Annotated in this window: 17 protein-coding genes and 2 tRNA genes; 6 read left to right on the forward strand and 13 right to left on the reverse strand. The window is 62.1% G+C overall.

All coding sequences use genetic code 11. The annotated features are described in order from the left end of the window. Window positions 1-5 precede the first annotated feature (5 nt). The 3 genes from ACODSZ_RS03020 to ACODSZ_RS03030 all read right to left on the reverse strand — a co-directional run bounded on the left by ACODSZ_RS03020 (window position 6) and on the right by ACODSZ_RS03030 (window position 3924). Complete coding sequence (locus tag ACODSZ_RS03020) at window positions 6-920, reverse strand: branched-chain amino acid ABC transporter permease (protein ID WP_008329390.1); 915 nt, start codon at window positions 918-920, stop codon at window positions 6-8. A gap of 88 nt (window positions 921-1008) precedes the next feature. Next, window positions 1009-1890 (reverse strand): ABC transporter ATP-binding protein, encoded by an 882-nt coding sequence (locus tag ACODSZ_RS03025; RefSeq protein WP_175343437.1) that lies wholly within the window; start codon window positions 1888-1890, stop codon window positions 1009-1011. 72 nt (window positions 1891-1962) lie between these two features. Next, window positions 1963-3924, reverse strand: coding sequence for an AMP-dependent synthetase/ligase (locus tag ACODSZ_RS03030; protein ID WP_175343436.1), 1962 nt, complete (start codon window positions 3922-3924; stop codon window positions 1963-1965). 270 nt (window positions 3925-4194) lie between these two features. On the opposite strand from ACODSZ_RS03030, the gene ACODSZ_RS03035 reads away from it, so the two are divergent. Beyond that, the gene (locus ACODSZ_RS03035) at window positions 4195-4872 is read left to right on the forward strand and encodes a Crp/Fnr family transcriptional regulator (protein ID WP_008329393.1); all 678 of its coding nucleotides are present in this window, start codon (window positions 4195-4197) and stop codon (window positions 4870-4872) included. An 80-nt stretch (window positions 4873-4952) separates the two neighbouring features. On the opposite strand, the gene ACODSZ_RS03040 is transcribed toward ACODSZ_RS03035, so the two are convergent. The 4 genes from ACODSZ_RS03040 to ACODSZ_RS03055 form a co-directional block, all read right to left on the reverse strand. Continuing rightward, complete coding sequence (locus tag ACODSZ_RS03040; RefSeq protein ID WP_175343435.1) at window positions 4953-5408, reverse strand: response regulator; 456 nt, start codon at window positions 5406-5408, stop codon at window positions 4953-4955. A 290-nt stretch (window positions 5409-5698) separates the two neighbouring features. Beyond that, window positions 5699-6349: a response regulator gene (locus ACODSZ_RS03045; protein ID WP_008329401.1), complete on the reverse strand. Its 651-nt coding sequence runs from the start codon at window positions 6347-6349 to the stop codon at window positions 5699-5701. Beyond that, entirely contained in the window at window positions 6350-7813 is a 1464-nt protein-coding gene (locus tag ACODSZ_RS03050; RefSeq protein WP_008329402.1) for a hybrid sensor histidine kinase/response regulator, read from the reverse strand. It abuts the gene before it with no gap. Between the two features lie 39 nt (window positions 7814-7852). After that, window positions 7853-9655, reverse strand: coding sequence for a sensor histidine kinase (locus ACODSZ_RS03055; RefSeq protein WP_175343434.1), 1803 nt, complete (start codon window positions 9653-9655; stop codon window positions 7853-7855). Window positions 9656-10126: 471 nt separating this feature from the next. Here ACODSZ_RS03055 and ACODSZ_RS03060 point away from each other — a divergent pair, with 471 nt between their 5' ends. The 5 genes from ACODSZ_RS03060 (at window position 10127) to ACODSZ_RS03080 (ending at window position 15114) form a co-directional block, all read left to right on the forward strand. Continuing rightward, on the forward strand, window positions 10127-10615 hold the full coding sequence (locus tag ACODSZ_RS03060) for a Csu type fimbrial protein (protein WP_175343433.1): 489 nt from the start codon (window positions 10127-10129) through the stop codon (window positions 10613-10615). Window positions 10616-10865: 250 nt separating this feature from the next. Further along, window positions 10866-11600, forward strand: coding sequence for a fimbrial biogenesis chaperone (locus tag ACODSZ_RS03065; RefSeq protein ID WP_349627554.1), 735 nt, complete (start codon window positions 10866-10868; stop codon window positions 11598-11600). Between the two features lie 17 nt (window positions 11601-11617). Continuing rightward, window positions 11618-13900: a fimbria/pilus outer membrane usher protein gene (locus tag ACODSZ_RS03070; protein WP_488927020.1), complete on the forward strand. Its 2283-nt coding sequence runs from the start codon at window positions 11618-11620 to the stop codon at window positions 13898-13900. A gap of 26 nt (window positions 13901-13926) precedes the next feature. Further along, window positions 13927-14412 carry a Csu type fimbrial protein gene (locus tag ACODSZ_RS03075; protein WP_488927021.1) on the forward strand — a complete coding sequence of 162 codons (486 nt, stop codon included), beginning with the start codon at window positions 13927-13929 and terminating at the stop codon, window positions 14410-14412. A gap of 201 nt (window positions 14413-14613) precedes the next feature. Further along, entirely contained in the window at window positions 14614-15114 is a 501-nt protein-coding gene (locus tag ACODSZ_RS03080; protein WP_008329413.1) for a Csu type fimbrial protein, read from the forward strand. A 233-nt stretch (window positions 15115-15347) separates the two neighbouring features. Here ACODSZ_RS03080 and ACODSZ_RS03085 read toward each other — a convergent pair whose 3' ends face one another. From ACODSZ_RS03085 to lon, 6 genes are all read right to left on the reverse strand, one after another. Continuing rightward, window positions 15348-17939, reverse strand: a complete 2592-nt coding sequence (locus ACODSZ_RS03085; protein ID WP_488927022.1) for a 2-oxoglutarate dehydrogenase E1 component — start codon at window positions 17937-17939, stop codon at window positions 15348-15350. A 238-nt stretch (window positions 17940-18177) separates the two neighbouring features. Then, window positions 18178-19809: a methyl-accepting chemotaxis protein gene (locus ACODSZ_RS03090; RefSeq protein ID WP_008329416.1), complete on the reverse strand. Its 1632-nt coding sequence runs from the start codon at window positions 19807-19809 to the stop codon at window positions 18178-18180. A 592-nt stretch (window positions 19810-20401) separates the two neighbouring features. Beyond that, a tRNA-Asp gene (locus ACODSZ_RS03095) sits at window positions 20402-20478 on the reverse strand. A gap of 25 nt (window positions 20479-20503) precedes the next feature. After that, window positions 20504-20579: transfer RNA gene (locus ACODSZ_RS03100), tRNA-Val, on the reverse strand. Window positions 20580-20627: 48 nt separating this feature from the next. Next, entirely contained in the window at window positions 20628-20900 is a 273-nt protein-coding gene (locus tag ACODSZ_RS03105) for an HU family DNA-binding protein (protein ID WP_008329418.1), read from the reverse strand. A gap of 293 nt (window positions 20901-21193) precedes the next feature. Then, window positions 21194-23602: an endopeptidase La gene (gene lon / locus ACODSZ_RS03110; protein WP_175345000.1), complete on the reverse strand. Its 2409-nt coding sequence runs from the start codon at window positions 23600-23602 to the stop codon at window positions 21194-21196. Window positions 23603-23648 lie beyond the last annotated feature (46 nt).

The raw sequence follows: 23648 nt of genomic DNA on the forward strand, positions 1-23648 counted from the left end.
TTTTGTCATACACGGTCGATATGCCGCTCGCCGAACAATCCTTCCGGGCGCACCAGCAGGAACAGCAGCGCAAACACATACGGGAACCAGCCTTCGATACCACCGAAGTTGCCGCCGAAGGCGTCCTGCATGACCGGCGGGATGTAGATCTCGGCCAGCTTCTCGGAGGCGCCGATGATGAGGCCGCCGACAATGGCACCCGGGATCGACGTGAAGCCCCCCAGGATCAGCACCGGCAGCGCCTTCAAGGCCGTCATGGTCAGGGCGAACTGCACGCCATTGCGCGAACCCCACAGCAGACCTGCAATCAGGGCCACGAACCCGGCCACGCCCCACACCACGGCCCAGATGTGCTGCAGCGGGATGCCCAGAGACAGCGCCGCCTGGTGATCGTCGGCCACCGCACGCAGAGCGCGACCGACCTTGGTCTTCTGGAAGAACAGCGCCAGCGCCGCCACCAAGGCCACCACCATGCCGGAAGCGAAGAGGTCAAATTTGGAAATGCCGATCCCCATGCTGTCCATCACCGACTGGATCGGTTCATCGACGATGCCCAGATCGATGGGCCGCACCTCGCTGCCGAAGAGCAAGGGGCCCAGGCCCTCCAGGAAAAAAGTCAGACCGATGGTGGCCATGAACAAGGTGATCGGCGGCTGGTTCACCAGCTTGCGCAGCACGAAGCGTTCGGTCGCCAACCCCACCAGGATCATGACCGCGAAGGCGCCGATGATGGCGGCCCACATCGGCATGCCCTTCTCCATCAGCCCCACCACCGCCAGCGCGGCGAAATACACCATCGCGCCCTGGGCAAAATTGAATACGCCGGATGCCTTGTAGATCAGCACGAAGCCCAGCGCCACCAGAGAATACATCAGCCCCGAGAGCAATCCGCTCAGGGTGACTTCGAGGAAGAATTGCATGTCGTCTCCTTGCCTGCCGTCTTGTTGTTTTTATTGTTTATATTGTTTATATCGTTTGAAGATGAAGATGTTCCGGGGCTTGCAGCGCTCAGTGCGAAGTCCCGAGGTATGCCTTGATCACGTCTTCATTGCACATCACTTCATCGGGCGTGCCATCACCGATCTTCTTGCCGTAATCCAGTACCACCACACGATCCGAGATATCCATGACCACGCCCATGTCGTGTTCGATGAGCACGATGGTGGTACCGAACTGGTCATTGACATCGAGGATGAAGCGGCACATGTCCTGTTTTTCTTCCACGTTCATGCCGGCCATGGGTTCGTCCAGCAGCAGCATGTGCGGCTCGGCCGCCAGTGCGCGCGCCAGTTCCACACGCTTTTGCAGGCCGTAAGGCAGGCGCCCAACGGGCGTCTTGCGGATGTGCTGAATTTCGAGGAAATCGATCACTTCTTCGACTTTGCGCCGATGTTCGATTTCCTCGTTGCGGGCCGCCCCCCACCACAGGGCGTTGGAGAGCAGGCCGGAACGCATCTTGGTGTTGCGGCCGGTCATGATGTTGTCCAGTACCGTCATGCCCTTGAAGAGCGCAATGTTCTGGAAGGTGCGGGCGATGCCCTGGCGCGCGATGCTGCTGGGGTGCATGCCCAGGCGGGGCTGGCCGCGATAGAGGATGCTGCCCTTCTGCGGATGGTAGACGCCGTTGATGACGTTGATCATCGAACTCTTGCCGGCGCCATTGGGACCGATGATGGCGCGGATCTCATGCTCACGCACGTTGAAGGAAATATCGGTGAGCGCCTTGACGCCACCGAAGGACAGCGAGATGTTCTGCAGATCGAGGATCACCTCGCCGATGCGGCGGCCATTGGCGGCCACCACCGGGGCTTGGTCATCAGGGCTGGCCACCGGCGGCAGGCCCGCAGGCAGGATTTCGGAACTCAGGTGTCGTTTCATGGTGGTGTTCATTCAGCGGTGGTCTGGTCGGGCTACGCTGCAAGCCGGATGCGATGACGCCTCCGGGACGGGACTGCGGGCGGCTCAGGCGGCGCTTTGCAGCGTCTGGTAGGTCCTGGCGTCGGCGATTCTGAGGTCGGCCGAGATCATGCCCTGGCGACCATCCTCGAACTTGACCTGGGTCTCAATGTACTGCGACGCGTGGCCTGCGTAGAGCGCCTCGATGAGCACTGCGTACTTGTCGGCGATGAAGCCGCGCCGGACCTTGCGGGTACGGGTGAGCTCCTCGTCGTCGGGATCCAGTTCCTTGTGCAGGATCAGGAAGCGATGGATCTGCGAATCGGCCAGCAAGGGGTCCGCCACCAGGTCGGCATTGACCTTTTCCACGCACTCGCGCACCAGCTCGTAGACCGCCGGGTTGGCGGCCAGGTCGGTGTAGCCGCTGTAGGGCAGGTTGCGACGCTCGGCCCAGTTGCCCACGGCATCCATGTCGATGTTGATGAAGGCCATGCACTGCTGGCGACCGCTGCCGAAGGCCACCGCTTCCTTGATGAAGGGGAAGAACTTCAGCTTGTTCTCGATGTACTTGGGCGCGAACATGCTGCCGCTTGCCATCTTGCCGACATCCTTGGCGCGGTCGATGATCTTGAGGTGGCCGTCGCTGTCGAAGAAACCTGCATCTCCCGTATGGAAGTAGCCGTCCTGGTCGATGGCTTCGGCGGTGGCATCGGGCCGCTTGAAATATTCCTTCATCAGGCCCGGCGAGCGCACCAGTACTTCACCGTTGGCATCGATGCGCACTTCCACGCCCTTCATGGGACGGCCCACGCTATCGAGCTTGACGTCACCGGAGGGCTGCATGCAGACCGTCACGCAGGTCTCGGTCATGCCGTAGAGTTGTTTGAGGTTGATGCCCAGCGAGCGATAGAAGTCGAACAGGTCCGGACCGATGGCCTCGCCGCCGGTATAGGCCACGCGCAGGCGCGACATGCCCAGCACGTTCTTGAGCGGCCCGTAGACCAGCAGGTTGCCGATGGCGTATTGCAGGCGATCTGCCAGCGACACGCCCGGCTTGCCATCAAGGATGCGCATGCCGACCCGGCGCGCCACCTTCATGAAGCCATGGAACATCTTGCGTTTGATCCAGCCGGCATCCTCGATGCGGATCATCACTTGCGTGAGGATGTTTTCGTAGACGCGCGGCGGTGCAAAGTAATACGTCGGGCCGATCTCGCGCAGGTCGCTCATGACCGTGTTGGGCGACTCCGGGCAATTCAGGCAGAAGCCGGCCACGTGCTGCTGCGCGAAGGAATACAGGAAGTCTCCGACCCAGGCCAGCGGCAGATAGCAGAGGATGTCGTCGTTCTCGTCGAGATGATCGAATTCCACCAGCGTGGTAGCGGTGGTGATCATGGCCCGATGCGAGTGGCACACGCCCTTGGGCTTGCCGGTGGTGCCGGAGGTGTAGAGGATGATGGCCACGTCATCGGGCGAGCCCGCCGCCACCTCCTGCTCGAAGAATCCCGGATGCGCATGTTCGTAGGCACGGCCCAGTTCCTGCACGCGGGCAAAGGACAGCAGCTCGGGCTGATGGTAGTTGCGCATGCCGCGCTCGTCGTCATAGATGACGTGGGCAATGCGGGGCAGGTTTTCCTTGATCTCGAAGACCTTGTCGACCTGCTCCTGATCTTCGGCCATGACGAAGTCGACGTTGGCATCGGCCAGCACGTAGGCCATGTCAGCCGCAGGCGCATCCTGATACAGCGGCACCGGCATGCCACCCAGCGCCTGGGCCGCGCTCATGGCCCAGTACAGGCGCGGGCAGTTGTTGCCGATGATGGCCAGGCTCATGCCGCGCTTGAAACCCAATGCGGCCAGGCCACAGGCAAAGCTGCGCACCTCCTCGGCCACCTGGCGCCAGGTCGTGGTCTGCCAGATGCCCAGATCCTTCTCGCGGAAGGCCGCCCGTTCGGGGCGTCGTTGGGCATGTGCCTGCAACAGCCGCGGAAAGGTCGCGGCTTGCTTGTCTTGTCTCGTCTCCACCATTTCCCACCTTCTTGTGCAGGTTCGAAAGATCCGTTTCCTTCATGGGATTGCATGAGGATACGAATCCGGTGTGGGATCAGTCTGTGCTGCCAGGCTTACGCTGCTCTTACTGCCGCAGTCATGATGTCTGGCATGCCAGCCGTCCTGTCTCTTTGTTTGGCCAGACCTTTTGGTCAGGGCCTTTTTTGCGATGATAGTAGTTTGAGTGGTTGCCAGTGGATGTCATCTCACCGACAATTGACAAAACTTTCGATATTGCGACGCATCATCATGGAGACATCAATTCGACGCATGCTGTCCAAGAGCATCTGGGCGCAGGCGCTGACCGAAGAACAGCTGGCCCGGGTCGAGGCGGAGGTAGTCAGCCGCAAGATCCCGGCCGGCGGTTACGTCTGCCGCAAGGGCGATCCGGTGGCGCACTGGATCGGCGTACATGAAGGCTTGCTGAAGATGAGCAGTGTCTCGCCCGAGGGCAAGACCGTCTCTTTTGCGGGCATGGCCAACGGCGGCTGGCTGGGCGAGGGTTCGCTGCTCAAGGACGAACCGCGCAGGTATGACGTGGTGGCTTTGCGCGAGAGCGAATTGCTGTACATGCCCAAGGCCACCTACATCTGGCTGCTGGACAACAGCATCCCCTTCAACCGCTTCCTGGTCACGCAATTGAACGAGCGTCTGGCGCTGTTCATTTCGCTGGTGGAATACGACCGCATGCTGGAGCCGGATGCCCGCGTGGCGCGCTGCCTGGCGGCGCTGTTCAATCCCTATCTGAATCCGGGCATCGGCCTGAATCTGCAAATCTCGCAGGAGGAAGTCGGCAACCTCTCCGGCACCTCGCGCCAACGCGCCAACCAGGCCCTGCAAGTGCTGGAAAAGGCGGGCCTGCTAAAGGTCGACTATGGCAGCATCACCATCAATGACCTGGAAGGTCTGCGGCAATTTCCGGGGTGAAACGCATCCCCGGGCACGGGGCATGAAGACATGAAAAAAGCGCGGCCAGGCCGCGCTTTTTCGTGGGCGTATCGCGCCGCTCAGGGCGTGGCCGCCTCATCCCCGCGCGCCGGACGATTGCGGTTGCGCCAGTAAATGCCGGTATCGGCCACCGTCCCCATGAACTCCTTGGGGTCCGTGGATTTGACAACGTAACCATTGGCGCCCAGTTCATAGCTCTGGTTGATGTCGCGCTGGTCGTCCGAAGAAGAAAACATCACCACCGGAATGTGCGAGGTGGCGGCATTGGACTTGATGATCTTCAGGAAATCGTGCCCGCTCATCAGCGGCAGGTTCAGGTCCAGCAGGATCAGGTAGGGGTGCAGGTCGCGGCGATTGGCGTATTCCCCCTGGAAGAAGAATTCCTCGGCCAGCTCCGCATCGGCAAACCAGGTCAGCTTGTCGGCCAGCTTGCGGCTGCCCAGCGCCAGGCGTGTCAACTCCGCCACTTCCGGGCTGTCGTCGACGAGGATGATGTCATATTGCTCGATATCCATGGATGGATCGCTTTCTTCAATAAATGTCACGCTGGAACCGTTCTTGTCTGGATGACCACATCACAGCCATCCTGCATCGCGTTGCCGCCTGCCCCGCCCATCCCCGGAGGCAACGCCGACCAGTCCAGGCGACTGCGGCAGCTGCCCTGCGGCTTCGTTCCAGCATCGGCGCTCTGCTTCACACCAGTACCGACGCCGATTCCCGTACTGTCAGGGGATTATTGCACAGGCATTTTCAAAAAAACTCAGAATTTTCCTGAATGTGAATATCTCTTCACTCAAGGCTTTTGTCACTTGTCCGGAGTGGCAATCCCGGTGCGGATGGCATAGCGCACCAGGCCGGGCACGTCGCGGATGTCCAGGCGCTCCATCAGCTGCGCCCGGTGGGTCTCGATGGTCTTGGCGCTGACGTTCAACTGGTAGGCGATCTCCTTGGTATTGTTGCCTTCGGCGATCAACTGCAGGATTTCGCGCTGGCGCGGGGTCAGCACTTCGACGGGCGTACCGTTTTGTGCAACACGCTTCATATAGTTATCCAGCGCCTCGCGCGAGATGTGCGAATCCAGATACTGGCGACCGTGTTTTACTTCATACAGGGCTTTTTCCAGCTCGGTGGCGGCCGAATCCTTGAAGAGATAGCCGTTGGCCCCGGCATTCAAGGCCTGCATCACGTATTCCTCGCTGCCATACATGGACAGCATCAGGAAGCGGATGGTCGGGTACTCGCCCCGCAGGCGGCGCAGCGCTTCCAGGCCGTTCATGCCTTTCATGGCGATGTCCAGCAGCACCAGGTCGGGTTTCAATTGCGGGATCATCTCGATGACCTCGGCGCCATCGGAGGCCTCACCTACCACCTCCACGCCCGGCATGGCGGTGAGCAGGGCCTTGATGCCGCTGCGCACCAGGGCGTGGTCGTCGGCCAGCATGATTCGAGTAAGCATTTACATCCTCCTGACGATGGGGGCGACCGGCAGGTGCATGACGATTTCCGTCCCTGCGCCGGGCGCCGAAGTGATATCCATGGAGCCGCCTACCAGCACCGCCCGCTCTTCCATGTTGAGCAGGCCGAAACTGGTGCCGGAAATGGCGTTGCTGCGCGCACGCTCGATGTCAAAACCACGGCCGTCATCGCGGATGCTCAGATAGACCTGATCCTGCTGGCGGTCGATCTTGACCCAGATGTTCTGGCACTTCGCATGGCGCAGGATGTTGGTGACCGCTTCCTGCACGATGCGAAAGGCGGTGTTCTCGATGTCGTGGTGCAATTCTCCGTCATGGCCGCTGCTCTCGAACCAGCCATGCACGTTGGCCAGCTTGGACTTCTGCTCCACGTAGGAACGCAGGGCCGCGATCAGTCCCAGGTTGTCCAGCTGCGGCGGGCGCAGGTCCAGCGACAGGCTGCGCACCTGGGCCAGCACGGCGGTGACGATGTCGATGCCGTTCTGCAGCGAGGGGCCTTCCAGAGAACCGGTCTTCTTGATGGTTTCCAGGTTGATCTTCAGGGCGGTGAGCGACTGGCCGACGTCATCATGCAGGCCGCGCGCCAGGTGCTGGCGTTCGCGCTCCTGCACCTCGATCACGCGCGAGGACAGCAGTTGCTGGCGCTGGATCGCCAGCTCCAGCTCGCGGCGCGACTGCTCGCGCTCGGTAACGTCGATGGCCAGACCGGCCACCATGTCACCCTTGCCTTCGCCGCTGATCGGGAAGCGCACCACATCGAGGATGCGGGCGTTGTGGTTATGGTCGAACACGGTTTCCTGGGTGTGCAGCTCGCACTTTTCTTCGAGCACCTTGCGGTCGTATTCGCGCGAGGCTTCGGCACCGCCCGTGGTCATCAGCTCGGCATCGGTCATGCCATCCATGTCATGCGGGGTCATGCCGTAGAAAGCCGATTGCGCCGGGTTGACGTAGCTGTAGCGCAGCTGCGCATCCTTGATCCAGGTCGGCATGGGGGCCGCGTTCATGAAGGCATTGAAGCGCGCCTGCATCTCGCGCAGGGCCTGGGCGCTGGCGCGTTGCTTGCGCCGCGCCTGGGCGTCGCGCAGCTCGCGGTCAACCGCGTGCGGCAGGCGGGCGATGGCGCTTTTCAAGAAGTAATCCTGGGCGCCGGCCTTCATCACTTCCACCGCCGTCTGTTCGCCGATCACGCCGGAGACGATGATGAAGGGCGTCTGGTCGTTGTGGGCCTTGACCAGCTTCAAGGCTTCCACGCCCGAGAACATGGGCATGGAATAATCCGAGATGACGATGTCCCAGCGCTGCGCCTGCAGCGCCGCCAACAGGGCCTGTTCGTCGTCGACCCGTTCCCAGGCCGGATCGAAGCCGCCGCGCTTCAACTCGCGCACCATCAGCACGGCGTCTTCTTCCATGTCTTCGACGAACAGTACGCGCAGGGGAATGCTCATGGGACCTGTCTCTCAATCTGGCTCACGGAGTTGATCTCCTCAATTTTCGTCGGAAGAGCGACGCGACTCGCCCAGGCTGGGGACCACCCCCTTGCGTGGCAGCGCAAAGTAGAAGCTGGCACCTTCCCTGGGCTTGCTCTCGGCCCATACCCGGCCGGTGTGGCGCACCACGATGCGCTGCACCAGCGCCAGGCCGATGCCGGTGCCGGCATATTCCTCCTGGCGGTGCAGGCGCTGGAAGGTGCCAAAGAGCTTGTGGGCATAGCGCATGTCAAAGCCGACGCCGTTGTCGTGCACACCGTAGACGTATTCTTCGGCATCGGCCTGCATGGTCACGCGCACGCGCGGCTGTTCGCTGCGGCTGCTGAACTTCACGGCGTTGGCAAGCAGGTTTTCCCATACCTGGGCAATCAGGCCGCGATTGGCCACGGCGCCTTCCAGATGCGCCACCTCGAAGATCACGCCGGGGTTTTCCTGCTGCAGACCGGCCACCACCTGGCCCACCAGTTCCTCCATCGAGAAGCGCTGCAAGGTCAGTTCACCGGTGGTGGACTTGGCCAGCTTGAGCAGGTCATTGATCAGCGCATCCATCTTGCGCACGTTGCGCCGGATCACCTGCAATTGCTCGCGTCCCTTCTCGTCGATGGCATGGGCGTAATCCTCTTCCAGGATCATGGCATAACCGGAGATGGCGCGCAGGGGCGCGCGCAAGTCGTGCGAGACCGAATAGGAAAAGCTCTCCAGTTCCTTGTTCACGTTGTGCAGATGCTGGGCCTGGCGTTCCAGGTCGGCATTGAGGGCCTCGATCTCTTCCTCGGCGCGCTTGCGCTCGGAGATGTCATAGATGACGGTGCGGCTGATGAGCTTGCTGTTGTCGCGACTGGGGATGGCCGTGGCGTTCACCAATGCAGTGAATTCACTGCCATCGGCACGCCGGAAATTGAGGTCGATGCCGCTGATCTCGCGCTTGAGCAGGAACTGCGGATGCAGCTCCTGGGCATAACGCCGGGCGCTGGCCGGGGTCAGCAGGTCGGCCTGGGTCATGCGGCCGACCACCTGTTCGCGCGTATAGCCCAGCCATTTGAGTTCGGTATCGTTGATCTTGATGATGACCTTGTCGCTCTCGTCCACCGAGTGATAGCCGCAGGGCGCGTTGTTGTAGAGGTCCTCGATCTCGTCCGAATAGGCCTGGGCGCGCTGCTGGGCTTCCACCCGCCGCGCCATTTCCTTGCGCAGCTTGCGATAGACCAGCAGCAGCAGCGCCATGCTCAGCAGGCTGCCGCTGATGACCATGAAGATGGTCAGATTCGCGCTCATCGCGGTGTCACGCGCGCGCGTGGCCAGCAGCGCGTTCTCGTTGCCCTTCATCTGCTCGAAGCCCTGGCGGATATGATCGCTCAGCGCCTTGCCCTCAAGCACGCGGATGCGCCCCTGCTCGGGGCTCAATGCCATCAACTGGCGCGACAACTGCAGACGCTGCTGCACCAGCTCTTCGGTCTGCCGCAGCAGGCGCGTCTGCTGCGGGTTGTCGCTCAGCAGCTCACGCAACTCCTGCAGCAATACGGTGATCTGGCGTTGGCCGGTATCGAAGCCGTCGCGATATTCTTCCCGGCCCGACAGCGCGAATCCGCGCGAATTGCTGACCACGTCGCGTACGGTGGAATTGGTTTGTTCCAGCTTGTTGATCACCTGGTGGCTATGCTGCAGCCACACGGCGTGCTGCTCGAAATCGCGCACGCTGTGGTAGGAAAATGCAGCTACCCCCAGCGACAGCAGCAGGGCCAGCAGGAAGAAAATGCCGGTGCTGGCGCGCGCCAGTCCGCTTTGTCTAGTTATCGGCATGGTTCACGTTTCATTGGTCTGCCAGTCACGCTTCCGGCTTGACAGCCGGTTACCCGACCATCGGCCCGAAAGCGGCGTGCATGAAGCAAGGCTGCACGGTTTTTCACACATCTGCATTGACGGGAACCGCGCATGCCAACGCCGCCTGATGCGACCTCGGCATTCCCCCCCGGCTGCCCGCCCCCCTGTCTGCGCCAGGGCTTGAATGGGGCTGCCGAAGTTTCTCCTTGCTGCCTGTCCCGATATCGGTGTGATGGCAATCCGATATCAACTGTTTTCTTTCTGTCAGCAAATGGAACCAAATTCTTCGAATTCATGGAAAACGCTGTTGCGGGGATGCAGCAGGAGAAGCGCATCCTGCATCGGCATCCGGCATTTTCCGATTGTTTATTCGAATTAATTCTATAATAGATTCCGATGTTTACCTGTTTTTTCAGGGTCTTTTCCTGAGCTTTGACGGCGCGTCTTCTGATGAAAAATTCCCATTCCCTGTTACTGGCGGCCGGCCTGCTGTGCTGCGCCAACCTGGATGCGCTGGCTGTCTCTGCCACTGGCAACCTCGACGTTTCGGCCATCGTGCCCTCGCAATGCGTGGTGCAGAGCGCCGCCCTGCCCTTCGGGACCTATGCCGCCAGCGCGCTGCAGCAGAACGCGCAGATCGGCGTGGCCTGCTCCAATGGCACCAGCTATACCGTCAGCCTGGATGCCGGGACCGGCAGCGGTGCCAATGTGGCCACGCGCAAGCTGAGCACGACCGATGGGGTCAATACGCTCAACTATGGTCTGTATCAGGACGCCGCACGCACCCGTTCCTGGGGCAACAGCAACGGCAGCGATACCGTGGCTGGCGTGGGCAATGGCAGCACCCAGAACATCCCGGTCTATGGCTACATCCCGAGCGGGCAGACCGCTCGTGCCGGCAGCTACAGCGACGTCGTGGCCATTACTCTGTCCTACTGACCCTGAGGGCGGGCGCGCAGCGCCCGGTACCGACATGCCTTGGCGCACTCTCTTGCCGGAGAGTGCGCCATTTTTTTTGGGCAAGTGCTCTGCGCCGGCGCCTGACGGTTACTGTTGAGCAAATATTTTCTTGATTATTGATCACATTGTGTGGCTCACTTGCAACTTTCTTCACACTTGTTGTCCTGTTTCGTTTTAATCTAGCAAAAAACTGACAACGATCTGACAACCAGAGTGGAGATGTCCTGGCGTGACGAGTTCAGCATCCATAGGGGGGCGGCTGGTGCGTACGACTGCGCTGGCCTGCCTGACACTGGCGGGGGGATGGCCGATGGCCCAGGCCTCCAATTTCGAAATTGCCCCGGTGGTGCTGGAGCTCTCGTCCTCGCGTACGGCTGGCGTGATCAAGATCGTCAACAACGACAGTCACAACGTTTCGCTGCAACTGCGCGCCTACGACTGGCAGCAGGCCGACAGCAAGGATGAGCTACAGCCCACGCAAAACCTGATCATCAGTCCGCCGGTGTTCAACCTGGCGCCCGGTGCTTCACAGGTGATCCGGGTGGTGGCCAAACAGCCTGCCGCGCCCAGCGAGATCGCCTATCGTCTGCTGATCGATGAAATCCCCTCGGCGACCGAGGGTGCCACCATCAATTTCAAGTTCCGCATTTCCATGCCGGTGTTCATCGCACCGGTGACGCCGCCCAAGGCCCAGTTGCAATACCAGCTGCGCGCCGGCAAGCCCTTGCGCTTGCAGGTCGAGAACAGCGGCAACCGGCGCGCGCGCCTGCTGGACCTGGCGCTGACGCTGCCCAATGGCAAGAAGCTGAGTGCCCCGGCCGGCGGCAATCCCTATACCCTGGCCGGCATCACCCGGCAATACCTGATCGAAAACGACACCCCGCTTGCCGTGGGCAGCCGAGTCAAGCTGACTGCCAGCAGCGATGCCGGGCCGATTGAGGCCGAACTCACCGTGGTGCCTTGATTCGCGCGGCACGCTGCTTGCTCTGCCTCACTCTGGTCTTGCTCATGGCCATGGTGGCGCTGGCACGGGCGGCCGAGCCGGGGGACGAGATCCTCTTGCTGGAGGTTTCCATCAATGGCCGGGGCACCAGCCTGGTGGCGCAGTTCACGCGACGCCAGCAGGCGCTCTATGCCACGGCGGCGGAGTTGCGCAGCCTCAGGCTGCGGGTCGATGGCGCCGATGAAGAGCTCATCGCCCTGCGCGCCATTGCCACGGCGGTCGACCTCGACGAGGCCGGCGCCAGGATCAACCTGACGGTTCCAGCCCGTTTCATGAATACCACCGACATCGACGCCGCCAGCATCACCAGCAAGGTCCCCCTGTCACCGGGCGGGCGCGGGCTGGTGCTGAACTACGACCTGCTGGCCTCCAGCAGCCAGAACCAGCATGCACTGGGCGGGCTGTTCGATGCCCGCTGGTTCTCCGGCAGCAGTGTCTTCAGTTCCACCGGCCTGGGCTATGCCGGCAACAGCGGCGGCGTATCGGCGCGGCTGGAATCGGCCTATACCTATTCGGACCCGGCCACGCTCACGCGCTATCGCCTGGGCGACGTCATCAATGGCAGTCTTGCGTGGAGCCGCTCGGTGCGCCTGGGCGGCTTCCAGTACGCTTCAGATTTCAACCTGCGGCCGGACCTGGTGCGCTTCCCGACGCCATCGCTGGGCGGCGAGACGGTGGTGCCCTCCACCGTCGACCTGTTCGTCAACGGCGTACGCCAGCTCTCGCAGCCGGTCCCCCCCGGCCCCTTCGAGATCCGCCAGCCGCCCATTGCCAGCGGCGCCGGGCAGATCGCCGTGGCCGTCACCGATGAACTGGGGCGCCAGACCTTCCGTACCATCAACTTCTACGCCACCGACCGGCTGTTGAAACCGGGCCTGTCTTCCTATTCGGCCGAGGGTGGCTGGGTGCGCCGCAACTACGGCCTGCGCAGCAACGACTACGGCCAGTTCGCGCTCTCCGGCACGGCACGCCATGGCATGAGCGACTGGCTCACGCTGGAAGGCCATGCCGAAGCCATGCGCCAACTCGGGCTGGCCGGTGGCGGCGCCGTCTTCAACCTGGGCAACCGGGCGGTGCTGGCCAGTTCGCTGGCGGCCAGCAGCAGCCAGGCCAGTTCGGGTCAGCAGGTGTCGCTGGCCATCGAGCGCAACGCCGATCCGGTAAGCCTGTCACTGTCGCGCACCCAGTCCACCCGCGGCTACCAGGATATCGGCGCACTGCAGGGCGCCCCGGTCGCGCGCAGCGCCACGCTGGCCACGCTGGGCCTGAACCTGCGTGACTACGGCTCACTGAGCCTGGCCTATGCGCGCAGCAAGAGTCCGCTGCTCTTCACGGACCTCGGCACCAGCAGCCTGGCCGACAGCGAGACCGTCACCCTGACCTGGTTCAAGTCCGTGGGCAGCAGTAGCAACCTCTATCTGACGGCGTACCGGGACTTCCGCAACAGCGGCTATGGCGCCACCATCGGCCTGATCATCCCCTTCGGCGGACGGGATGTGGCCGGTGGCAGCGTGAGCAACAACAATGGCCAGCGTACCAGCACGCTGCAGGCGAGCCGTTCGACGGTGGCCATCGGCGACCTCGGCTGGCAACTGCAGGATACCGAGGGCAGCTATCGCCAGCGCATCGGCCAGCTCAACTACAAGAGTCGTTATGGCAGCCTGAGCGCGGCAGCCTCGCAATCGGCCCAGGTCTCCAGTGAGCGTCTGGGTGCGCGCGGTGCCCTGGCCTTCATGGACGGCAGCGCCTTTGCTACCGACTGGATCGATGACAGCTTTGCGGTAGTCGATACCAGCGGCGTCAAGAACGTGGGCATCTACAACGAAAACCGCTACGTCGGCCGTACCGACGACAAGGGGCAATTGCTGCTCACCGACCTGCGTGCCTATGACGTCAACAAGATTTCGGTGGACGTGCTGGACCTGCCGCTGACGCTGCAACTGGACCAGTCCGAACAATACGTGCGGCCGCGTGACCGCGCGGGCGTGGTGCTGCATTTCAATGCCCGGCGCGCCTCCGATGTGACCCTCATCCTCAAGGATGCAAAGGGTGAATTCATTCCCCTGGGATCGTCCATCCGCGTGCGCGAAAGCGGCCTGCAGGCACCGGTCGGTTACGACGGCGTGAGCTATCTGCAGGAGCTCGGGCCGGTCAACACGCTGGACGTGCTGTTGCCCTCGGGCGCGCGCTGCCAGGCCACGCTGACGCCGCCGGCGCGCAGTGACGGCGGCATGCGCAATGAAGTCGTGATCTGCCGTTGAAGGGCGGCCCGCATCATGGAGAGCACATGAAGAACCAGATCCATCCCCTGCCCCTGGCCGTCATGGCGCTGGCCATCGTCACCGGCTGCCTGCCGGCACAGGCGCAGCAGCTGTGCTCGGCGGCGTCCAATCCGGTGTCCTTCGGGCTCTATGACCCGCAGTCGAGCAACCACATCGACAACAGCGGCAGCATCACCGTGACCTGCCAGGCCACCGTTTCGCTGCTGATCGCCTATACCGTCAAGCTCAGCGCCGGCAGCAGCGGCGCCTATGCGCAGCGCAAGATGCTCAGCGGCACCAACAGCCTGAACTACCAGGCCTATCTCGATGCCGCGCGCACCCAGGTGTGGGGGGATGGCTCCTCCGGCACCGGTTTCATCACGGATGGATACCTGCTGCAGTTGCTGGCGCCGGTGAGCAGGAGCTATACCGTCTACGGGCGCGTGCCCGGCAGCCAGAACGTCAAGGCAGGCAGTTATCTGGATACCTTGACGGTGCTCATCACCTATTGAGCGCGCCGCCGGGTGGTACGGATGAGCTTGAGAGGCGTTCTCGTTGCGATTCAGGTTTTCCCTGACACCAAAGGACGGGGGGCTAGGGAATCGCCGGATGCCGGTGACGGGCCTGAGAAATTAAAGTGTCTCCATACCAACGCTGCACAGGGAAGTTCTTGCAAGGGGCGAGGACGGGGCAGCCAGACAAGGAGAAACAGCATGTTCTTCATCAAGCAAAATCGTTTCGTCGCCGCTTCCATCGCCGCCGTGGTGCTGGCCTCGAGCGCACCCACCTCCTTTGCTGCCACGGCCAGCGGCACGCTGACCATCAGCGCTTCAGTGGTCGCCGCCTGCACCGTGGTTGGTTCGGCCATCGCCTTCGGCGCCTACACCCAGAGCGTGGTGAACCAGACCGGCACCATTACCGTGCTGTGCACCAACGGCACTGCCTACAACGTCGGCCTGGATGCCGGCACCGGCACCGGCTCCACGGTGAGCAACCGCAAGATGAGCGCAGCCGGCGGCGGCACCCTGAACTATGCGCTGTACCGCGACTCGGCCCGCAGCAACAACTGGGGTTCGACCATTGGCACCGATACCCTGACCGGCACCGGTTCCGGCCTGACCCAGACGCTGACCGTCTATGGCCAGATCCCGGCAGCCCAGACGCCGCTGGCCGGTTCCTATTCGGATACCGTGACCGTGACGCTGACGTACTGAACGGATGAATGAAGAAATGAAGAAATGATGGAATGAATGGCCGACAGGCCGGCATGACGCGCTTTTGACCCAAGGATCATGCCGCCGCCATTGCACTGCAGCTTGACCATGCGCCAAGGTAAGGACTACAACGTCAGCTGTGACGGATACCGGGGAAACCGGAGGGGGTGGGCGGTGTACTTCAGGATGAAGTACACCGTTTTTTTTCGTTCTGCGGGCGCAAGTTCCGCGACCTACACCGGGAAGACGGCCTCTACCAGCGCCGCTTGCTGGGCGTAATGACGGGTCTTGGAGGCGGTCGGTCCCGAATCGGTATCAGGGCGGGTCACCGCCCGCAGTCCTGCCTGTGCCGGCAAGGATGCTTCGATGGCATCGCGCACGCACAGCCAGGCACCCTGCTTGCGTTCTTCCTCCTGCACCCAGATCACTTCCTCCAGGTTCGGATAGCTGCGCAACACCTCAGCCAGCCTGTCCTGCGGGAAGGGATGCAGCTGCTCCACGGTCAGCAAGGCGGTCCGCACATCACCGGCACGGGTGCGTCCATCGACCAGGTCGTAATACACCTTGCCGCTGCACAGGACCACCCGCCGCACCTGTTCTTCCGGCAGTGCCTCGGCGTCGGGCATCAGCGTCTGGAAGCCGCCCTGCAACAGCGCCGACAACGGCGACTGCGAACCCGCCTGGCCATGCAGCACCGACTTGGGCGTGAAGACGACCAGTGGACAGTCTGCCTGCAGCGCCTGCTCGCGCAGCAGGTGGAACCACTGCGCCGAGCTGGCCGGACAGGCCACGCGCAGGTTCTGTTGAGCGCACAGCAGCAGCATGCGGCTCAGATAAGCGGTCGAGTGCTCCGGTCCCACGCCCTCATAGCCATGCGGCAGCAGCACGGTCAATGCCGAGGGGTAGCCCCATTTGCCGCGGCCTGAGCTGATGTACTGGTCAATCATGATCTGGGCGCCATTGACGAAGTCACCGAACTGGGCCTCCCAGATCACCAGGGCGCCAGCGCCATTACCGGCAGCGGCCTGGACGCTGAAGCCGTATTCGAATCCCAGTACGGCTTCTTCACTGAGCGGCGAATTGATCACCTCCAGCGCGGTGCCGGGCGCGGCCACCTGGCGCAGCGGCCAGAAAGCCTGCTGCACGCCTTGCGCGGCATCGATCGCATGCCACACGGCGTGGCGCTGCATGAAGGTGCCGCGCTGCACATCCATGCCCGAAATGCGCAGGCCCCGCCCTTCCCACAGCAAGGAGGCATAGGCCATGTTCTCGGCAAAGTTCCAGCTGCAGGGCTGATCGGGCGTACTGACGCAGTCCTGCCACTGGCCGATCAGTCGCGTGATGGCGGGATGGGTGGCAAAGTCTTCGGGCAGGCGCGTCATGCGTTCGACGAACTGGCGCAGGCGCTGCAGGTCTGGCGCCGCGGGCTTGCCGGCCAAGGCGGCTGCGCTCCGAGCGCTTGCCGGAGCCGACGCACGGCTGCCGCGGAACCCCGCCAGGGCCTGCTGGCTGCTGGCTGCCAGCAACGCCGCCCCCTCCTCCGAACCCGGCCAGCCGGCCTGGGCATAGAGCTGCGTGACGGGCGGATGCTTGTCGATGAAACCGTGCAGCAGGGGCTGGGTCACGGTTGCGGTGTCCTGTTCGGCATGACCCCAGCGACGATAGCCGACCAGGTCGATCACCACATCGGCGCCGAACTGCATGCGATAGTCAAAGGCCATGCGCGCCGCCCGCAACACCGCCTCCGGCTGGTCGGCATTGACGTGCAGTACCGGCGCGCCGACGATGCGGGCGATGTCGGTGCAATAGCCATGATTGAGGGGATCGAGCGGATTGGGCGTGGTAAAACCGATCTGGTTGTTGACGATCACATGCACCGTACCGCCCACGGTGTAGCCGGGATGCTGGGCCAGCTTGAGCGACTCCATCACCACGCCCTGGCCGCAGAAGGCGGCGTCACCATGGATCACCACAGAGGCTGGCATGGCCGATTGCGGATGCGCTGCGCGATAGCCGCGCACCATGCCCAGCAGGACGGGATAGGCGCTCTCCAGGTGCGAGGGATTGTGGGCCATGAACAGGCCCAGGGGGCCATGGGCAGTGGCGCGGACGGTCTCGGCACCGAGGTGGTAGGGCAGGTCCACGGCCTCGGCAGCTGCTTGCGTGGTGCGACTGGCATCGAAGTAGGCCACGATGTCGGCGGCCGGCATCTGCATCAGGTTCACCAGCAGATTGAGGCGGCCGCGATGCGGCATGGCCAGGAACAATTGCTCCAGCTGATAGAAACTACTGCGTTCGACCAGGGCATCCATCAACACCAGCAGGGCTTCGCAACCCTCCAGGGAAAAACGCTTGGCCTGCGGATAGTCTTGCTGCAGATAGTGCTCCCACTGCTGCGCCGCAGCCAGTCGGGCCAGCACGGCGGCACGCTCCTGGGCGCCCGGCTCGGCCCCGGGGTCACGTGCGGCCAGCCGGGCGAAGAGCCACTGGCGGCGCGCTTCATCGCGCACGCCACTGGCGTCCAGCCCGAGCGGTCCGCAATAGAGCCGACTCAGAAAATGCGTCAATTCCTTCACATTGGTCAGACCCAGCCCATCCAGAAAGCGGTGCTGGGCCAGGGCCAGGTCCTCATCCTTCAGATCATGACTTTGTGGCAGCAAGGCGGGGATTTCGGGCACGGAGAGCGTGCCCAGGGGATCGATATCGGCAATCCGATAGCCTTCGTTGCGATAGGCCTCGATGAAGGAGTGAATGCGCGCGTGGGCCAGGGCCTGGCGCGGATCGGACAACTGCTCGGCGGCGGCGGGAGAGTGGTGGAGCGTCATGGCGAACCTTTCTGGGCAAGGACGTGGGCAGGCCGCGCGCAACGCCCCGCAGGCGATGACGACACGCGCGACGGACGCGCGCCCTCCCCCGCCAGCCGACTGCCAGGCGCTTGATGGCCTGGTGCGGCAGCTGTTCATGGTGGGACGCTTTGTTCTTGTCGCACCCGCAGTGATGAAGCGGGCGCGGTCTCCTCGCGGAACCGGGATCAGGCGGCGGGTGCGCCGCCCGGCTGAGGCATCAGCCCTGGATCAGGGACAGCTCGGGCTGAATGATCTTTTCGCGCGGACCATTGCGCGGTGGCGTGGCGTAGGCATGGGCCAGCAATTCGCTCAGACGGAAGCGCCCCATCAGTGCCGACAGCTGTTCGGCCTGCGATTGCAGGGCCTTGGAGGCGGCGGCGTTCTGCTCCACCAGGGCCGAGTTTTCCTGGGTCATCTGGTCCATCTGGCTGATGGCCTGGTTGATCTGCTCGATGCCCTCGCTCTGCTCCTTGCTGGAGGCGCTGATATCGGTGATCAGGTCGGTGGCGTGCTTGATGCTGGCGATGACTTCATCGATGGTCTCCACGGTCTGTTCGACGATGGTGCTGCCGGCCTTGACGTGGCCGACCGATCCCTCGATGAGCGACTTGATTTCCTTGGCGGCCACGGCGCTGCGCTGGGCCAGACCACGCACTTCGCTGGCCACGACGGCAAAACCGCGTCCGTGCTCACCGGCGCGGGCCGCTTCCACTGCGGCGTTCAGCGCCAGCAGGTTGGTCTGGAAGGCAATGCCGTCGATGACCGTGATGATGTCGGCGATCTTGCCGGAGGAGGTGCTGATGGCGCTCATGATGTTGACCACCTGCTCCACCGATGCCCCGCCCCGCACTGCCACGTCGGAGGCCGAGACGGCCAGCTCGCTGGCCTGGCGGGCGTTGTCGGCATTCTGGCGCACCGCCGAGGTCAGTTGCTCCATGGCCGAGGCGGTTTCTTCCAGCGAGCTGGCCTGCTGCTCGGTGCGATCCGACAGGCTCAGATTGCCCTGTGCCAGTTCGCGCGCGGCCATGTCGATGGCCGAGGTGCCATTGCGTACGTTGGAGACGGTGTCATGCAGGTTATCGCTCATGTGCTGCAGCGCCTGCAGCAGACGACTGATTTCGTCCTTGCCCGCGGCATCGAGGCGGTAGGACAGGTCGCCCTGAGCCACGGCTTCGGCCAGTACGACGGCGTGGCGCACGGGAGCGGTGATGGAGCGCGTGATGAGCACGCCGATCACCGAGGCCACCACCACGGCCACGGCTGCCAGCACGAGCATCTGGATCACGGCAAGCTGACCGTCTTCAGCGGCCTGCGCGGAATCGTCCACCATTTCCTGTGCCAGCGAGTTGACCATCTTGTCGACCATGACGAAGTAATCCACCTGCAGGCGCGACATGTCGCCCTGGTACAAGGTAGTGGCCTCGGCGCGCTCGCCGGTCTTCATCAGCTCGAAGAACTTGCGGACGGTCACCCCATAGGCCGAACGGGCCTTGGTCTGTTCTGCATAGAGGGCCTTGGTCTTGTCGGAATCGAGCAGACCTTCCAGCTTCTTGTAGGCTTCGGTGTTGGCACGGCGCAAGCCGGCATAGTCGTCCATGTACCGGGCCGATGCCTCCGGCGTGGTGGCCAGCAGGATGTTGGAGAGCACTGCGTTGGCCTTGTAGCCATTGTTCTTGATCTGGTTGCTCAAGGCGATGAGCTGGTATTTCTCGTTGACGATGCTGTTGATTTCAGCATTGTTGGAAGACTGGTTCCTGACGCCGACCATGGCCGTGACCACGATCAGCAGCAAGACTATTGCAAATGCGCCGCCCAGGCGGACGCCAATGTTGAAATTGGCGAGCTTCATCGCTACCCCCTTGTAGATCCCATTAGATGCCTACGTGCAGGCCCAGGCCGGACGACATCACCCCGCGTCGTCACGCTTTCCCTGTTTGTCCATGACACTGCACGACCTTGCGAATCCGCCTGACCATCTCTTGGGTTCTTCTCACATCGTTGGGGAGCGGCTCACGCCCTTCTTCCTCGGCCCGCACAAAGCGGACCGGGTTCCCTCAAACACATGTCTGCCCCGGCGTGTGCCGGTCTCCTGTTTTTTGAGAAACTGCAAATTCAGGCTTAGTTTAAACATTTCCATAGAGAAAAAATACATGAAACTCACATTTATTTGGGGAGTGTCGCGTAAATTTGTCATTCAACCTGAGCAGCAATCGTTGCATGGTGAATACCGAGTACAAACAAAAACGCCCCATTCTTTCGAATGGGGCGTTTTATTTGGCGGAGCGGACGGGGCTCTCCTACACAAGCGCAGGCCGCGGAATCGCTTGCAAGCGATTCCCTTCTCGCCCCGCCGGGAGCCGCGCAGGCGGCTCCCTCCACTCCGCAGGTTTTTGCTGCGCAAAAACAAAAACGCCCCATTCTTGCGAATGAGGCGTTTTATCTGGCGGAGCGGACGGGGCTCGAACCCGCGACCCCCGGCGTGACAGGCCGGTATTCTAACCAACTGAACTACCGCTCCTAAACTGGTGCCGACTGCAAGATGCTGGTGGGCGCTGAGAGGCTCGAACTCCCGACCTAAGCCTTGTAAGGGCTCCGCTCTACCAACTGAGCTAAGCGCCCGGCAACCTTGACAGTCTCGTTGCTTGTTACCTCAGCAACGAAAGAACGTTATTTTATAGCATCTTTTAAAGCTTTGCCAGCTTTAAATTTGGGGACCTTCGATGCCTTGATCTTCAAGGCAGCGCCGGTCTGTGGATTGCGGCCGGTCCGCGCTGCGCGCTTGCCCACCGCGAACGTACCAAAGCCCACCAGCGTGACCGTGCCGTTCTTCTTCAGCGTAGTCTTCACCGCACCAATGAATGCGTCTACCGCTCGCCCTGCCGCTGCCTTGGAGATGTCCGCCTCGCCGGCAATGTGCTCAATCAGTTCGCCTTTATTCACTTACGCCCCTCGAACAAGTTTCTGGTTGTTTGATTTCAAACGACAGCGCGGCGGCTCCAACACCTCGCGACAGAGCCCCGCTCACCATCGCTTGCCTGGCGGAAATCTTCCGCAGCGGCTATTAAACAAGCCGCACAAGCCCGTGTCAAGCGGGTTTCCAGCCTTCAAGCGATTTAAAAGCACGTTTCAAGCCTTCATTCCCATGCAGCGATATCTGAACCTTTTCCCCATAAAAAAGGCGCCTCTTGCGAGGCGCCCTTCAAGCCGTGGCGGCAACAACTACCGCTTCAGACTCAATGCTTCACTACCGGATCGGTCACACCTTCCTTCGGCTTGACCGCCGCTTCGACGATGGCTTCTTCCTCCGTCAAAGGCACCGGCTGGCGTTCCAGAGCAACTTCCAGGACCTTGTCGATCCAGCGCACCGGGATGATCTCCAGCTTGTTCTTGACGTTGTCCGGAATCTCGGCCAGATCCTTCACATTCTGCTCAGGAATCAGCACGGTCTTGATGCCACCACGATGCGCCGCCAGCAGCTTTTCCTTCAGACCACCAATCGGCAACACTTCACCACGCAAGGTGATTTCACCGGTCATGGCCACATCAGCACGCACCGGAATGCCGCTGAAGATGGACACCAGCGCCGTAGTCATCGCAATACCCGCAGACGGACCATCCTTGGGTGTCGCACCTTCGGGAACGTGGATGTGAATGTCGCTCTTCTCGAACACCTCGTTCTTGATACCGAGCTTGCGGGCACGGCTGCGAACGACGGTGCGCGCCGCTTCGATCGATTCCTTCATCACGTCGCCCAGCGTACCGGTGCGGATGATCTGGCCCTTGCCGGGCATGTTCACCGCTTCGATGGTCAGCAGATCGCCACCGACTTCGGTCCAGGCCAGGCCGACCACCTGGCCGATCTGGTTTTCCTTCTCGGCGATGCCGAAGTCGTAACGACGCACGCCCAGGAACTTGTCGAGATTGCGCGAGGTGACGGTGACCTTCTTCTCCTGCTTCTTCAGCAACAGCAGCTTCACGACCTTGCGGCAGATCTTGGAGACTTCGCGTTCCAGCGACCGCACACCGGCTTCACGGGTGTAATAGCGGATGATGTCGCGGATGGCCGATTCGGCCACGCTGATCTCGCCTTCCTTCAAGCCGTTGTTCTTGATCTGCTTGGGCAGCAGATAGCGCTGCGCAATGCTGGTCTTCTCGTCCTCGGTGTAACCCGACAGGCGGATCACTTCCATCCGGTCCAGCAGCGCCGGCGGGATGTTGAAGGAGTTCGAGGTGGCCACGAACATCACGTCCGACAGGTCGAAGTCGACTTCGATGTAGTGGTCGGAGAAGGTATGGTTCTGCTCCGGGTCCAGCACTTCCAGCAGGGCCGAGGACGGATCGCCACGGAAGTCCATGCCCAGCTTGTCGATTTCATCCAGCAGGAACAGCGGATTGCGCACGCCGACCTTGGACAGGCTTTGCAGAATCTTGCCCGGCATGGAACCGATGTAGGTGCGGCGGTGGCCACGGATCTCGGCCTCGTCACGCACACCGCCCAGTGCCATGCGCACGAACTTGCGGTTGGTGGCGCGTGCAATGGACTGGCCCAGCGAGGTCTTGCCCACGCCCGGAGGACCGACGAAGCACAGGATCGGTGCCTTCAGCTTGTCCACGCGCTGTTGCACGGCGAGGTATTCCAGGATGCGTTCCTTGACCTTGTCCAGGCCATAGTGATCGCCTTCGAGGACCTTCTCGGCATTGGTGAGGTCGTTGTTGACCTTGGACTTCTTCTTCCAGGGCAGTGCGACCAGCGTGTCGATGTAGTTGCGCACCACGGTCGCTTCGGCCGACATGGGCGACATGAGCTTCAACTTCTTCAGCTCGGACTGCGCCTTTTCCAGCGCTTCCTTGGGCATCTTGGCGGCGACGATCTTCTTTTCCAGCTCCTCCAGATCGGCACCGTCTTCGCCTTCGCCCAGTTCCTTCTGGATGGCCTTGACCTGTTCGTTCAGGTAGTACTCGCGCTGCGACTTTTCCATCTGGCGCTTGACGCGGCCACGGATACGCTTTTCCACCTGCAGGATGTCCAGTTCGCCTTCCAGCTGACCGAGCAGATGCTCGTAGCGCTTGGTGACGTTGAAGATCTCCAGGATCACCTGCTTTTGCTCCAGCTTCAACGGCAGATGCGCGGCGATGGTGTCGGCCAGGCGACCGGCGTCGTCGATGCCGGCCAGCGAGGTCAGGATCTCGGGCGGGATCTTCTTGTTCAGCTTCACGTACTGGTCGAATTGCTGCACGATGGTACGGCGCATGGCTTCGACTTCGGCTTCATCGCCCTGCTCGGATTCCACCGGGGTCAGGTCGGCGACGAAGTGGGTTTCCAGTTCGCTGATGTGATGGATACGGGCGCGCTGTGCACCTTCAACCAGCACCTTCACGGTACCGTCGGGCAGCTTCAGCATCTGCAGGATATTGGCTACGCAACCGATTTCATAAATGTCTTCGGCCGAAGGCTCATCCTTGGCCGCAGCCTTCTGGGCGGCCAGCATGATGCTCTTGCCCTGCTCCATGGCCGCTTCCAGCGCCTTGATCGACTTCGGGCGGCCGACGAAGAGCGGAATCACCATATGCGGGAAGACAACCACATCCCGTAAGGGCAACAGCGGCAATTGCGATTGTTCTGTAAGTATAGGAGTCGTCATGGCGGGCCTTATCAATAAGTACTGTGGATGATGTTGGCACGAGTGA

The organism is Herbaspirillum sp. FG34 (genome assembly GCF_057809315.1).